11 protein-coding genes are annotated in these 14271 nt (G+C 33.7%); 4 read left to right on the forward strand and 7 right to left on the reverse strand.

Annotation, left to right across the window (positions count from 1 at the left end):
• Positions 1-72 precede the first annotated feature (72 nt).
• From JI747_RS04955 to recQ, 7 genes are all read right to left on the reverse strand, one after another.
• A complete protein-coding gene (locus tag JI747_RS04955; RefSeq protein WP_225686694.1) occupies positions 73-666 on the reverse strand; it encodes a TetR/AcrR family transcriptional regulator in 594 nt (197 codons plus the stop codon).
• Between the two features lie 172 nt (positions 667-838).
• Positions 839-1660 (reverse strand): CvfB family protein, encoded by an 822-nt coding sequence (locus JI747_RS04960; RefSeq protein WP_225686696.1) that lies wholly within the window; start codon positions 1658-1660, stop codon positions 839-841.
• A gap of 110 nt (positions 1661-1770) precedes the next feature.
• Positions 1771-2637 carry a DUF4476 domain-containing protein gene (locus JI747_RS04965; protein ID WP_225686697.1) on the reverse strand — a complete coding sequence of 289 codons (867 nt, stop codon included), beginning with the start codon at positions 2635-2637 and terminating at the stop codon, positions 1771-1773.
• 94 nt (positions 2638-2731) lie between these two features.
• Positions 2732-4135: a dihydrolipoyl dehydrogenase gene (lpdA, locus tag JI747_RS04970; protein ID WP_225686698.1), complete on the reverse strand. Its 1404-nt coding sequence runs from the start codon at positions 4133-4135 to the stop codon at positions 2732-2734.
• 117 nt (positions 4136-4252) lie between these two features.
• Complete coding sequence (locus JI747_RS04975; protein ID WP_225686699.1) at positions 4253-4603, reverse strand: hypothetical protein; 351 nt, start codon at positions 4601-4603, stop codon at positions 4253-4255.
• A gap of 78 nt (positions 4604-4681) precedes the next feature.
• Positions 4682-5761 carry a glycosyltransferase gene (locus JI747_RS04980; RefSeq protein ID WP_225686700.1) on the reverse strand — a complete coding sequence of 360 codons (1080 nt, stop codon included), beginning with the start codon at positions 5759-5761 and terminating at the stop codon, positions 4682-4684.
• A 44-nt stretch (positions 5762-5805) separates the two neighbouring features.
• The gene (recQ, locus tag JI747_RS04985; protein ID WP_225686701.1) at positions 5806-8010 is read right to left on the reverse strand and encodes a DNA helicase RecQ; all 2205 of its coding nucleotides are present in this window, start codon (positions 8008-8010) and stop codon (positions 5806-5808) included.
• Between the two features lie 158 nt (positions 8011-8168).
• On the opposite strand from recQ, the gene JI747_RS04990 reads away from it, so the two are divergent.
• The 4 genes from JI747_RS04990 (at position 8169) to JI747_RS05005 (ending at position 14050) form a co-directional block, all read left to right on the forward strand.
• Complete coding sequence (locus tag JI747_RS04990) at positions 8169-9128, forward strand: KpsF/GutQ family sugar-phosphate isomerase (protein ID WP_225686702.1); 960 nt, start codon at positions 8169-8171, stop codon at positions 9126-9128.
• Positions 9129-9210: 82 nt separating this feature from the next.
• Entirely contained in the window at positions 9211-10038 is an 828-nt protein-coding gene (gene tatC, locus JI747_RS04995) for a twin-arginine translocase subunit TatC (RefSeq protein ID WP_225686703.1), read from the forward strand.
• Positions 10039-10428: 390 nt separating this feature from the next.
• Positions 10429-12057, forward strand: coding sequence for a M1 family metallopeptidase (locus JI747_RS05000; RefSeq protein ID WP_225686705.1), 1629 nt, complete (start codon positions 10429-10431; stop codon positions 12055-12057).
• Between the two features lie 148 nt (positions 12058-12205).
• On the forward strand, positions 12206-14050 hold the full coding sequence (locus JI747_RS05005; protein WP_225686707.1) for a M61 family metallopeptidase: 1845 nt from the start codon (positions 12206-12208) through the stop codon (positions 14048-14050).
• Positions 14051-14271 lie beyond the last annotated feature (221 nt).

The raw sequence follows: 14271 nt of genomic DNA on the forward strand, positions 1-14271 counted from the left end.
ATGTAGTTGTATTATTTTAAATGTTTTTATTTCTAAAGGACGAATCATTTCTTAAAATACTTTAACATTTTTTTATTTTTTAAATAACATATTCAAAATAATTCCTTTTCTCTCAGAAATGATCTTATCAAATTCCTCATCACTGATGATGAGATTTTCCATTAGTAAGGGTCTTATTGCACTGGGAAAAACCAATAACGAAATCATATTCAGAACAAACTGAATGGGCTCCATTTTCTCAATAGCTCCCCTTTCCATTTCCTGTTCAATATCGTTATATAATTTTTTCAGCTCATCTTCTTCAATATCTCTTTTATGACAGTTTCCTTTATTGATCTGTGATACAATATAAGTTTCCAAATACGGATACTGAAGACTTGTAGACAAGCTTCCTTCGATAAACTGAGCTATCTTTTCTTTAAAAGGCAGATCAGAATTCATTATTATTTCAGATTTTTCCTTCTCTACTTTTTGCGCTTCATCAAAAATGATCTGAATCAGATTATCTCTGGAACGGAAATAATAATTAATAAGCGTTCTGTTAACACCTGCTGCATCAGCAATTTCCTGAGTAGTGGCATCAAACTTCCCCTTCACAAAGAATAAATTCTTCGTTGTCTCTTTGATCAATTCTTGCGTTTGGTCTTTTTTGGCTTGATTTGACATTATTGTTAAACAATTTTGTGCAAATTTAATTCAAAAATCATTTTTGACAAAATTGTTAAACAAAAAAATTAAACAAAATTGTATGACTTGCATCATATTTTTTTCCAAGAAAGCTATAGAAACAAAAAAAGCGAGCAGAAATTTCTGCTCGCTTTTTTTATTGTTATATTCATTAAAGGAGTTTAATTTTATCCTCCTCGATATCGATAATCTTATCTTTATACAATCCTCCGATTGCTTTTTTGAAGTTCTTTTTACTCATCTGAATCTCATCTTTAATCTCTTCAGGAGTAGACTTATCCGAAAGATAAAGCAAACCGTAGTTTTCTTCTAATTTATCCAGGATCTTCTTTTTAAACTCATCAATATTCTCAAAACCTTGAGGCTGTAAAGAAACGTCTATTTTTCCATCTTCTCTGATTTCTTTGATATATCCTGATTCTTCTGACAGAGGATATAATTTTTTGAAAACATCTGAATTATAAATTAATCCGATATATTTTTTATTAATCACAACATTCCAGCCCAATTCGCTTTCATTCATCATGATCAGATCCACTTTATCTCCTTTTTGAAAAGGTAAATCCTGATATTGCGGATTTCTTTTGAATTTGGTAGTTCCTGTGATCAAGTCTAAATCTTCATCTACATAGATGTATACCAAATACCTTTTTCCTTCTATGATTTTAGATTTCTGCTGTTTATAAGGAATGAATAAGTCTTTAATAATGCCCCAATCCATAAAAGCACCACTTGGAAGACTCTGAACACAGCTCATTACCGCAAACTCTCCTACTTCTGCTAAAGGAATTTCTGTAGTTGCTTTCAGTTTATGATCATCCTGATATACGAAAACTTCTATTTCATCACCAATTTCTTTTTCATCCTGTGTGAAGATTTTAGGTAAAAAAGCCTTTTCAGTATCATCAGTTAAGATCCATCCTGAATTGTTTTTATCTGAAATTTTTAAAGTCTGAGTTTTTCCGGGTTGCATTAATGTAAAATTAGCTGACAAAGGTACGGAAATATAAAGGGAAATTGCAAAACTGAAAATTATGTCATAAAAAAGAGAGGTATTGCAACCTCTCTTCTCTATTTTTATTTTTAAGAATTTGAAACAAAATCCATCAACTCTCGTTTGCTGCTTTCAAAATCAAACGCATCACAAACGATAAAATATTTATGCTTATCGACGCAATTATTAAATATGGATTTTGCCAAAGACAATTTATTTTTATCAAAACTCATTTCCTTTACCAAAGCCTGAATCTGCTGAGAAGAGAACATCGTTGTACGCATCAGCTGTCTTATCATTGAGAGTCTGCTGTCATCAAATCTTGCATTTTTCTGAAGCATAGAAAGAAATTCACCGAAAGATTTATGATCCATAACATTAGCATAATTTCCTCCGCTATTCCAATTATTTCCTTGATTTCCATAAGGAGTATTCCAGATATCATTCCAGTTATTAAAACCATAAGATTGGTTTTGAACAGGATAAGAATCTAATAGATACAACCCTTTATTGGTGAAAAAATCCAAAACCAGTCTGCTGTTATTACGGACATTTAAAGTTGTTCTGTATAATAAATACCCATTTTCATAAATAGAGATTGGAATTCTTCCGGATGGCAAATCAAAAAATCTAAATTTTCCGGAATTATTAGCTATAAACTGATCTCCTAACTCTACACTAAATATTCCCTGCTCCGGAATTCTGAGAAAAACTTCAGAATAGCCATAATCTGTATTCCATTGATATTTTGAGTTTTTAAAACCCGATCCATTATTTTGACTTTGATTTCTAAAACCTGAATTATTGTTAATTATAGCCTCAGTTCTTTTAGTATTTGGAGATTCTATCTCTGTTTTTGAGGCTTCATTTTTTAAAAGTTCTCCTACTTTTCCTGCTTCCTGTGCGAATGAATGAATTCCTGTAAGAAACATCAAACCGATAAAAATATTCTTCATAAGTAATTTTTTAATTTACAATCTCCATTTTTATGCCAAAAAAAGAGAAACCATAAATATGGTTTCTCTTTTTGTATATATAATTATTTTTCAATTACATATGAATCGGTCTCTTCGCCGTAGCATCCAGTGCAGCCTCTTTAATAGCTTCTGCATAAGTTGGGTGAGCGTGAGAACTTCTTGCGATATCTTCAGCACTTGCTCGGAATTCCATAGCAATTACTCCTTCAGCGATAAGGTCAGCAGCTCTTGCTCCTACGATGTGCATTCCTAAAACTTCGTCAGTTTTTTCGTCAGCAATAATTTTAACTAATCCATCAACATCACCACTTGCACGGCTTCTTCCTAACGCTCTCATTGGGAAAGATCCAACTTTGTAAGCTACCCCTTCTTCTTTCAATTGCTCTTCAGTTTTACCAACTCCTGCAACTTCAGGCCAAGTGTAAACAACTCCCGGAATCAAGTTATAATTAACGTGAGGTTTTTGTACAGCTAAAGTCTCCGCAACGAAAACTCCTTCCTCTTCAGCTTTGTGAGCCAACATTGCTCCTTTAATAACATCCCCTATTGCATAGATATTAGCAACATTTGTCTGTAAGTGGTCGTTTGTTTTCACTCTTCCTCTTTCGTCAAGTTCAACACCCGCTTTCTCCAATCCAAGACCTTCTGTATAAGGTTTTCTGCCTACAGAAACTAAACAGTAATCTCCTTCTACAACTACCTCTTCTCCTTTTTTATCTTTAGCAGTGATTTTTACTGTATCTCCGTTTCTTTCAACTGCAGAAACCGCTGTAGAAAGCATAAATTTCATTCCTTGCTTTTTAAGAACTTTAGTTAATTCCTTGCTTAAAGCTCCATCCATTCCAGGGATGATTTTATCCATAAATTCAACAACAGTTACTTGAGCTCCTAATCTCAAATAAACCGAACCAAGTTCAAGACCAATAACTCCGCCACCGATAACTACCAAATGCTTAGGAATTTCCTTAAGATTTAAAGCTTCTGTAGAAGTAATTACTCTTTTTTTATCAATTGAAATAAAAGGTAAAGAAGATGGTTTAGAACCTGTTGCGATGATTGTATATTTAGATTCGATCGTTTCAGTAGAACCGTCGTTTTTCGTTACTTTGATCTGAGTAGCAGATTCGAAGCTTCCCACTCCTTCAAAAACAGTGATTTTGTTTTTGTTCATCAGATAGCTGATTCCGTCTGTATTTTGCTTGATCACCTCATTTTTACGCTCAATCATTCTTGCGATATCAGCTTGAGGCTCATTGATAATGATTCCGTGACCCGCGAAATTGTGCTTTGCATTTTCAAAATGCTCAGAGCTGTCCAAAAGTGCTTTTGAAGGAATACACCCAACATTAAGGCAAGTTCCTCCTAAAGTAGGATATTTTTCAATAATTGCTGTTGTGAAACCTAATTGTGCAGCACGGATTGCAGCAACATAACCACCAGGACCAGAACCGATTACGGTAACATCGAATTGACTCATGTTATTTTATGAATTTGTTTATTATTAACTTTCTTAATTCTTACAAATTTAACGATTAATTACCACGTGAGAAAGTGAGATTTGTCAATTTTTGGATAGAAATTTTGAATATAGAAATTACAGATCTACGCGCAATTTCCCTTGACCAAATTCTCCTCTACTATCAAAATAAGAACCTCCATACACATACCATTCAAGGCTTTCAAGGAATTCTACAGCATTTTCAGGAGTTATGTTTGGACGGTCTTTTTTCGAGACAATTCCTTTGTACCATCTTCCGGATTTGGAAAAACTCTCATATTCCACGAAATAATGAATCCATATTCTTTGACAAAGTTTACACTGCTGAATACTTACTTCTCCATATCTTCCGTTCGTATGATCTATCCCTAATTCAGAACTTCTGTATTCTGTATAATCTGATGTAGGTTTTTCACAAGCGCATCCTAGTTTCTGAATTGTATTCATTGGGAAATATTGATTTAGATAAAATTAAAGAGGTCAAATGTAAGAAAATAAGCTCCATCAAGGCAAATATGACGATTCCTATTTCATCAGATCCAACAAAACCTTTTCGTATTTATCCAAAATAATTTCTTTAGAAAATCTTGATTTTATAGAGTCTTTAATAGAACCACTGTCATAACTTTCATGTAAAATTTTAATAATTTTTTGCGAAAAATCATCATAGTTTTCAATATCTGAAATTTCTCCATTGATACGGTTCTGAATAATCTCATTGATTCCTCCCGGACAATTATTAACCAAAGAATACGTTCCACAAGCTCCGGCTTCTAATAAAACATTCGGAAAACCTTCATATCTTGAAGAGAGAATAAACAGATCAGCATATTTCAGAAACTGATAGGGATTCTCCTGTCTTCCATGAAAAATAACTTTTTTTAAGTCTAAAAATTCTTTCATCTGATGGAGTATTTCCCGATCTTTACCGTCTCCCAAAATATGCAGCAGAATATTTTCGTTTTTAAGTCTGGAAAATACTTTTAATAAATTATCAAAACCTTTTCTTTCAGATAAATTTCCGATGGCCACAACGTTTTTATAATTGTATTTAAAACATTCCGGCTTATTTGAAAGTGTCAATTTTTCTTCAATAAAATCAAAATCGACAGGATTATTTATTTTAATGATTTTCTTTTCTTTTACGTTGAAATTATCGATCAGATCTTTCTTCATATCATCACTTTGTGCAATGATTTGCTGATAGTTATTGTAAAAGCTATAGAAAAATTTTATTTCTTTTCTGGTAACGTGGTGGGAAACTACATTCGTTTCTCTTGCAATGAATTTTGTTCTCGGGAAAAGTTTAACAAATAATGATAAATAGGCATTTACTTCACCAAAACCTGAAAATACAATATCGGGTTTTCTTCGGTAAATTTCTCTTAAAATAGGCTTTAATGAATGTCGGATTCGTTCTGTATCTACATCAATGATCTCAACATCATTCTTAAGAAAATTAAGATAACCACCTTGTTTACGTAAAAGCAATATTTTAGGTTCAAAACGATCTCTGGAAAGATGATTTGCAATGGTGGTAATGATTCTTTCTGCGCCTCCGGTTTCCAGATCCGGCAGAATAAATATGACAGAAATCTTTTTCATTATATCAAAAAACCTTACCTATCAATCAGGTAAGGTTTATATTTTTAGTTAGCAACGTCGCTAATGAATTTTATTCTGAGCATTCTAACTTCTTCATCAGAAAGTTCATCTCCAAATTCATCTAATAAAACCTTCATACTATCGCTTTCAGATTCGTTCATGAATTCCATGAAGCCATCTACGATATCTTCGTCAAAATTGTCTTCAATATAATAATCGATATTCAATTTAGTACCCTGATAAACAATACGTTCCATTTCTTTCAACAATTCATCCATCGAAAGATTTTTGGCTCTTGCTATATCTTCAAGATCAATTTTTTTATCGGTACTCTGAATAATGAAAACCTTGTGGCTGGATTTGTTAGCCACCTGTTTCAATACCATATCCTGAGTACGCTCAATATTATTATCTTCTACGTATTTATTAATAAAATCAGCAAATTCTTTGCCGTATTTTTTGGCCTTTCCTTCCCCTACTCCATAAATTTTCGTAATCTCATCTACAGTAATAGGATACTGAACAGTCATATCTTCCAAACTCGGATCCATAAATACCGTGTAGGGAGGAATTCCATGCTTTTTGGCAACTTTCTTTCTTAAATCTTTTAATAAAGTAAATAGATTCTGGTCTAGTCCTCCAGCAGATTGTTGTTGAATCTGGTCACTTTCTGCTTTTGTTTGAGACAAATCAAACTCTCTGTCTTCTGCAATCAGGAATGAATGTTCCAACTTGCCTTCCAAAACCAATTTCCCTTTTTCAGTAATTTTTAAAACACCATAAGTTTCAATATCTTTTTGTAAGAAGTTTTGAACTGTCGCCTGTCTTAAAATGGTCTTCCAGTGATTATCTTTTTCGTCTGTTCCAAAACCGAAATAAGAAGTTTGCTCTAATTTATACGATTTTGTTACTGCATTTTCTTTACCTGCAATCACCGAAATCAGATCTTTAGCTTTGAATTTTTCTCCGGTCTCTTTGATAAGCTCCAATACTTTCTTCAAATCATCTGTTGCATCCTTCATTTTTGGCGGATTTGATGAATTATCACACATTTTTGCTCCATCGCCATTAATCGGATCGAAGTTTTCGCCAAAATAATATAGGATATATTGTCTTCTGCTCATTGAAGTTTCGGCGTAACCAACCACCTCATTCAATAACTGCAACCCAATTTCTCTTTCAGAAACAGGTTTTTGAGCTAAGAATTTTTCCAGTTTCTCAATGTCTTTCGGATCATAGAATGCCAGACAATGCCCTTCTCCACCATCTCTTCCTGCACGTCCGGTTTCCTGGTAATAACTTTCCAGAGATTTTGGGAAATCATAATGAATTACAAAACGAACGTCTGGTTTGTCAATCCCCATTCCGAAAGCGATTGTAGCAACAATCACATCTACATCTTCCATCAGGAATTTATCCTGATTCGCCACTCTTATTTTCTGATCAAGACCTGCATGGTAAGGCAAAGCATTGATTCCGTTTACTTGTAAAAGCTGAGCAAATTCTTCAACTTTTCTTCGGCTTAAACAGTATACAATCCCGGATTTCCCTTTATGCAGATTAATAAATTTAACGATTTCTTTATCTACATTTACCTTTGGTTGTACTTCATAATAAAGATTCGGTCTGTTGAAGCTTTCCTTAAAGACCAAAGCATTGCTCATACCCAAAGTTTTCTGAATATCATCCTGAACTTTAGGGGTCGCCGTCGCAGTTAACGCAATTACAGGAACATCTGCAATTTTATCGATAATTGATTTCAGATTTCTGTATTCCGGCCTGAAATCATGCCCCCATTCTGAGATACAGTGCGCTTCGTCAATAGCAAAGAAAGAAATTTTCACTTCTTTCAAAAAGTCTAAATAATCATCTTTAATTAAAGATTCCGGAGCTACATAAAGAAGTTTGGTCTTACCACTTTTAATATCATCAAAGACCTGTTTGGTCTGTGTTTTATTTAAAGATGAATTTAAAACATGTGCAACTCCATCGTCAGATGACAGTCCGTTTACTGCATCTACCTGGTTTTTCATTAACGCTATTAACGGCGAAACTACTATTGCCGTGCCTTCCGAAATAAGTGCCGGAAGCTGATAACATAAGGATTTCCCTCCTCCTGTAGGCATCAAAACAAATATATCCTTCCCGTTCAACAGGTTTTCTATGATTTGCTCTTGCTGCCCTTTGAAAGTAGAAAACCCGAAATATTTTTTCAATTCGCCTGATAAATTGGCTTTTTTTGCGCTCATCTAATTTTCTATTGCTAAATTTGCATCTAACCCAAAGTTATGAATTTTTCGCTTAAAATAAAAGTGAACGAATTTATTAAAAATAAAATTTATATTAAATATCCTTTTTAAAATATATTATTTTTTAAGAGATTTTTTGTAGACCTTATAAAAGTAAAATGGAAAAAGCCAATATCATTTCGATAGCAAAAAGTACTTTAGAAATAGAAATTTCAGAGCTTGAAAAACTAAAAAACAGACTTGACGAAGATTTTGTACAAGCTGTCGAAACTATACATTCTGCACAGGGGAAACTCATTGTTGTAGGAATCGGAAAATCTGCACACGTTGGAAATAAGATCGTTGCAACATTAAATTCAACAGGAACTCCTTCTCAGTTTCTTCATGCTTCGGAAGCTATTCACGGAGATTTAGGGGTTATTCAGAAACAGGATGTTGTTTTATGTATTTCGCAATCCGGAAACTCTCCGGAAATTGTAAATCTTGTTCCTTATTTAAAAGATTATTCTTCTTCATTAATAGGAATGACAGGCAATAAAAACAGTAAACTGGCAGAATTTTCCAATATTATTTTAAATACTCATGTTGATTTAGAAGCTTGCCCGAATAAACTGGCTCCTACAAGTTCTACTACTTTACAAATGGCCCTTGGAGATGCTCTTGCTGTTTCTTTAATGGAAATGAATGATTTCAAAGCGAATGATTTTGCAAAATTCCATCCGGGAGGAAGTTTAGGTAAAAACCTGATTTCAAAGGTGAATGATTTTCTTTCATCGCAAAAACCACAGGTTACGGAAAATGACACAGTGAAAGATGTAATTATTTCAATCAGCAGCTCAAGACACGGAATCACCGTTGTCACTAAAGAAGATGAAATTATTGGAGTAATTACCGACGGAGATTTAAGAAGAATGCTCATGAAAGGGGATGATATTTCTAAAGTCCTGGCAAAAGATATTATGTCTGCTCATCCCAAAACGATCGAGAAAAATGCTCTGGCAAAAGATGCCATGAAAATTTTAAAAGAAAATAATATTGGGCAGCTTATAGTAACAGAAAATGGAAAGTATTTCGGAATTATTGATCTGCATAAATTGCTGGATGAAGGGATAAATTAGAAGTCGGCAATCTACTTCTGATTTCTACCCCAAACTTCTTTAAATATTTCATAAATTTGAAGCCTTAAAAAAATAATATTCTGTGAGTGATGCTAAAGACATGTCCTTCCTTGGGCATATTGGAGAATTAAGAGGTCATCTTATCCGCTCGATTATTGCTATTATCATCGCAGCTTTTGCTGTCGGCTTTAACATCAACTGGATTATGGATCATATTTTTTTTGGTCCTACCAGAAATGATTTTCTGACGTTTAAAGTTGTTAATCATTTTTCTCAAATGATTTTAGGTGAAAACAGTATTCATCTTCCAAAGGATTTTCCTGTTCGTGCCAGTAAACTTTATCAGCAGTTTAATGTGATGATGGCGGTTTCTATTTTTGGAGGGATGGTTGCGGCATTTCCTTATATTGTTTGGGAACTTTGGAGATTCATTGGTCCTGCTTTACATCCTAAAGAAAGAAAAAACTCTATTCTCATCATCAATTCTGTCTGGATTCTGTTTATGACAGGGGTTTTATGCGGATATTTTTTAATCCTTCCTTTTGCTGTCAATTTTGGAGTTATTTTCAAGATTTCAGATATTATTGTTCCTTTGTATGACCTGAGTGATTATACTACCTTATTCTTACAGGTTGTTTTGGGAATGGGAGTGATTTTTTTATTTCCAATCCTTATTTATTTCCTTACATCCATTGGAATTCTAACTCCTCAGTTTATGAAAACCTATCGTCGTCATGCCATTGTTTTAATTATGGTGGTAGCGGCAATTATTACTCCTGCTGATGTTTTAAGTATGATAATGGCGGCATTACCTTTGTTGTTATTATATGAGTTTAGTATTATCATGTGTTCTTATACCTATAAAAAAGCTCAGAAACGTGCAGGAAATCTTCCGGCAGTTCAGAAATAGTTTGGTACATCATTTAAAATATATTCCCGCAGATTGTTCTGCGGGATTTTTTTATGATTAAATCGGTTTAAACTGATCTTACAATTAACCACAAAAGATACAAAAGCGATTATCAGATAATAAAAGCAACTCAAAAGAATAAAAATTAAAGATTTTCAAAGACTTGTGCGTTCTTGTTTTCATTTTAATGATAAACTTTAATATAGTATATAAATCTTTTGTGGCTTTTGTGGTTAAATAAAAAGTTGAAACAGGTTTATTATCAGTATTAATAATTAAGAAGTAACAAAATTTTATTTCTAACGTCTAATCAAAACAATGTAATAATTCATACTTTCTGAATTTAGAAACAATTAATTATTTATTTTTGACCGATTAATTTAATTTCAAATGAAAAAACTGACATACACCCTTTTATTTGCTTCAGGACTTGCTTTTGGACAATTTTTTGAGAAAGATAAAACTTTCACGAAGCAGGATACTTTAAAAGGTTCAAATACGATATTCCGAAACTTTTGGGATGTAAAGAAATATGACCTGTCTGTAGAGCCTGATTTTGTGCAAAAAAGCATTAAGGGAAACAATACCATCAGTTTTGAAATTATTAAAGATGTCACCAACCCTACCTTTCAGATTGATTTACAACAACCGATGAAAGCTGATAAAATAACCGCAAGTTTTCCGATCTCAGAAAACAAGCAGGATGGTGATTTCATCTGGGTCAAAGCAAAAAAAAGCTTCAAAAAGGGAGAAAAATATACGATTGATGTAGCCTATTCAGGAAATCCCACGATTGCCAAACATGCTCCTTGGGACGGAGGATGGGTTTTCACAAATGACCAGAACGGAAACCCATGGATGAGCGTGGCCGATGAAGGAATCGGAGCTTCAATCTGGCTACCTACAAAAGATATCTGGAGCGATGAACCTGATAATGGAGTTGTGATGAAAATTATCACTCCGAAAGATTTAGTGGGTGTCGGAAACGGAAGATTAATCAATACAAAAACGACCGGAGATAAAACCACTTACACCTGGGAAGTAAAAAATCCGATCAATGCCTACTCTATTATTCCGAATATTGGAAAGTATGTGAATTTTAAAGATACTTTCAACGGAGAGAAAGGGAAGCTTGATCTTGATTACTGGGTTTTGGATTACAATTTAGAGAAAGCAAAAAAACAGTTTCAACAGGTAAAACCGATGCTTTCTGCCTTTGAATATTGGTTTGGAGCGTATCCTTTTTATGAGGATTCTTATAAGCTGGTAGATTCTCCTTATCTGGGAATGGAGCATCAAAGCAGCGTCGCCTATGGAAATCAATATCTGAACGGATATTTAGGAAATGATCTTTCGGGAACGGGAGTCGGACTAAACTGGGATTATATCATTATTCATGAAAGCGGTCACGAATGGTTTGCCAATAATATTACTGCAAAAGATCAAGCAGACATGTGGGTTCATGAAGGTTTCACGATGTATTCCGAAGTTCTTTTTACCGAAAAATACATGGATAAGAAGTCGGCCGACCTGTATGCTGTAGGAATCAGAAGCAGCATAGAAAATGATATTCCGATCATCGGGAAATACGGGGTAAGAAATGAAGGAAGCGGAGATATGTATTATAAGGGAGCGAGTATGATCCATACCATTCGCCAGGTGATTGATAATGATGACAAATTCAGACAGATCTTAAGAGGCTTAAATAAAGACTTTTACCATAAAACAGTTACGACTGAAGAAATTGAAAATTACATTTCAAAAAAAGCCGGAATCGACTTTTCAAGTGTGTTTAACCAGTATTTAAGAACAACAAAAATCCCAACACTGGAATATTCCCAAACCGGAAATGTTTTGAAATTCCGTTATACGAATGTTGTTAAAAACTTCAAACTTCCTGTAAAAATTGACGGGGAGCAAGTGATTAATCCGACAGAAGAATGGCAGACTGTAAAACTGAAAAAAGAAACTCCTGTGGAGTTCAATAACGCTTATTACATTAATTATGTAAAATCTTAATTAATAATGGAATAAAAGAGAGCAAAACTGAACATTTGCTCTTCTTTTTTATCGTTTAGACCACATTTTTAGTTTTAAGAAAACTTTAATACACAGATCCGTAACAAATTCATTAAAAAAACAACTATTTAACTATAATTTAAACTCAATGAAAAAAATCGCACTTAGTTTAGGGATTTTAGCTACTTTTTGGGTTAACGCTCAATCTATTAAGACGACCATTGATCTCGTCAATGTAAAAAATGATAAGGTTGCCGTAACCATGGAGTTCCCGAAAATGAAATCGGGAGATGTGAAATTCCATTTTCCGAAAACGGTTCCCGGAACGTATTCTTTAGATGATTACGGAAGATTTGTAGAGGGCATCAAGTTTTTTGATAATAAAGGAAAAGAAATAGCTTTTACGAAAGTTAATGATAATACCTACTCTCTTAAAAATGCTCAGAATCTAAGTAAAATCACTTATCTGGTGAATGATAGTTTTGATGACGAAATGAATACAGCAAAGCATAAAGCCGTATTTTCTCCTTCAGGAACTGATATTGAAGCAGGAAAAGTATATCTGATCAATACGCACGGTTTTGTCGGATATATCGATAATATGCAGGATGTGCCTTATCAGCTGATCATTCAGAAGCCTACAGATTTTTACGGAACCACTGCTTTGGTAGATCAGGATAATTCTGAATCTACAGATACCTTTACATTGGCAAATTATGCTAAAGTAACTGATTCACCATTAATGTACACAAAACCGGATTATGTAACTTTCAATGCAGGAGGAATGGATCTTGTATTAGGAGTGTATTCCCCAACAGGAAAATACAAAGCGGCAGATTTTAAAGATAATTTAGAAAAGATGGTTGTTGCTCAGAAGAAATTTTTGGGTGATATGAATACCAATAAAAAATATGCGATTATGCTTTACCTTTCTGGTGGAGACGGGCCGCAAATTAAAGGTTTCGGAGCATTGGAGCATCATGAGTCAACCAGCGTTGTGTTACCTGAAATGATGCCTAAAGAAGCGATCGACAAAACGATTACTGATGTGGTTTCTCACGAGTTTTTCCATACGGTAAACCCGTTAAAAACACATTCTGAAGAAATTCATTACTTTGATTATGCAGATCCGAAAATGTCTCAGCATTTATGGATGTATGAAGGAGGAACGGAGTATTTTGCCAACTTATTTCAGATTCAGGAAGGATTGATCACCAAAGATGAATTCCTTCAAAGAATGAATGAAAAAATTACCAATTCTAAGAACTATAATGATACTATGCCTTTTACGGTAATGAGTAAAAATGTTCTTCTGGATGAATATAAAGACCAATACAGAAATGTATATGAAAAAGGAGCTCTCCTTGCCATGTGTCTTGATATTGAGCTGAGAAAATTATCTAACGGCGAAATGGGTTACCGTGATATGATCAGAAAACTTTCTCAAAGATTCGGAGAAAACAAACCATTTAAAGATGATCAGCTTATTGACGAATTGGTAACCGTTACTGGTTATCCTCAGGTAAAAGATTTCTATAATAAATATATTGCAGGAAGCGAACCTACTCCGTATGAACAATATCTGAAAATGGTCGGTGTAGAAATCAGAAAAAAAGAAACACCACCTATTTTCTGGTTCATCAAAGATCCTAACCAAACGGGGTATAATGATAAAAACAATACTTTTGTATTTGATGAAAGCTCGGCATTGTCACCATTTTCAAAAAGCATTGGTTTCAAAGCTACGGATGAAATTGTTGCATTAGATGGCAAAACGATCAACATCCAGAATGTACAGGCATTTATAGATTATTCTAAAACGATTAAAGAAGGCCAAGACGTTACGGTTACCATTTTAAGAAACAATAACAAAATGGAGCTGAAAGGAAAAGCAATTCTTGATAAAATGACAATGGAAAGTCTACAATTCAAAGCCAATCCGACCGCAGAAGAACAAAAACTTCAAACCCAATGGTTAACGGGTAAAAAATAAACGAAAAGCGAGGATATTTCCTCGCTTTTTTATTTATAAATGTTTTCTGTTGAGAACCTTTAAAACTAAGGATTAAATATATTTTTGTGAATAGCTTAACCATTAAGATGCTTTAAGGTTTTTAGAATATTAAGTTGAGCTTCACTTTCATTAAGTCATTAACTGTGCTTATAAAAATCTTTGATTTTCCTTAAATTAACTTAATACCTTAATGGTTTAAA

Source organism: Chryseobacterium tagetis (assembly GCF_016735585.2).
Classification (GTDB): Bacteria; Bacteroidota; Bacteroidia; order Flavobacteriales; family Weeksellaceae; genus Chryseobacterium; species Chryseobacterium tagetis.

Excerpts from the sequence above, each read along its gene's own strand:
- JI747_RS04980 (WP_225686700.1), bottom strand. The coding sequence starts at position 5,761 with ATGAAAAAGATTTCTGTCATATTTATTCTGCCGGATCTGGAAACCGGA.
- JI747_RS04965 (WP_225686697.1), bottom strand. The coding sequence starts at position 2,637 with ATGAAGAATATTTTTATCGGTTTGATGTTTCTTACAGGAATTCATTCA.
- lpdA (WP_225686698.1), bottom strand. The coding sequence starts at position 4,135 with ATGAGTCAATTCGATGTTACCGTAATCGGTTCTGGTCCTGGTGGTTAT.
- JI747_RS04990 (WP_225686702.1), top strand. The coding sequence starts at position 8,169 with ATGGAAAAAGCCAATATCATTTCGATAGCAAAAAGTACTTTAGAAATA.
- JI747_RS04960 (WP_225686696.1), bottom strand. The coding sequence starts at position 1,660 with ATGCAACCCGGAAAAACTCAGACTTTAAAAATTTCAGATAAAAACAAT.
- JI747_RS05000 (WP_225686705.1), top strand. The coding sequence starts at position 10,429 with ATGAAAAAACTGACATACACCCTTTTATTTGCTTCAGGACTTGCTTTT.
- JI747_RS05005 (WP_225686707.1), top strand. The coding sequence starts at position 12,206 with ATGAAAAAAATCGCACTTAGTTTAGGGATTTTAGCTACTTTTTGGGTT.
- JI747_RS04975 (WP_225686699.1), bottom strand. The coding sequence starts at position 4,603 with ATGAATACAATTCAGAAACTAGGATGCGCTTGTGAAAAACCTACATCA.
- JI747_RS04955 (WP_225686694.1), bottom strand. The coding sequence starts at position 666 with ATGTCAAATCAAGCCAAAAAAGACCAAACGCAAGAATTGATCAAAGAG.
- recQ (WP_225686701.1), bottom strand. The coding sequence starts at position 8,010 with ATGAGCGCAAAAAAAGCCAATTTATCAGGCGAATTGAAAAAATATTTC.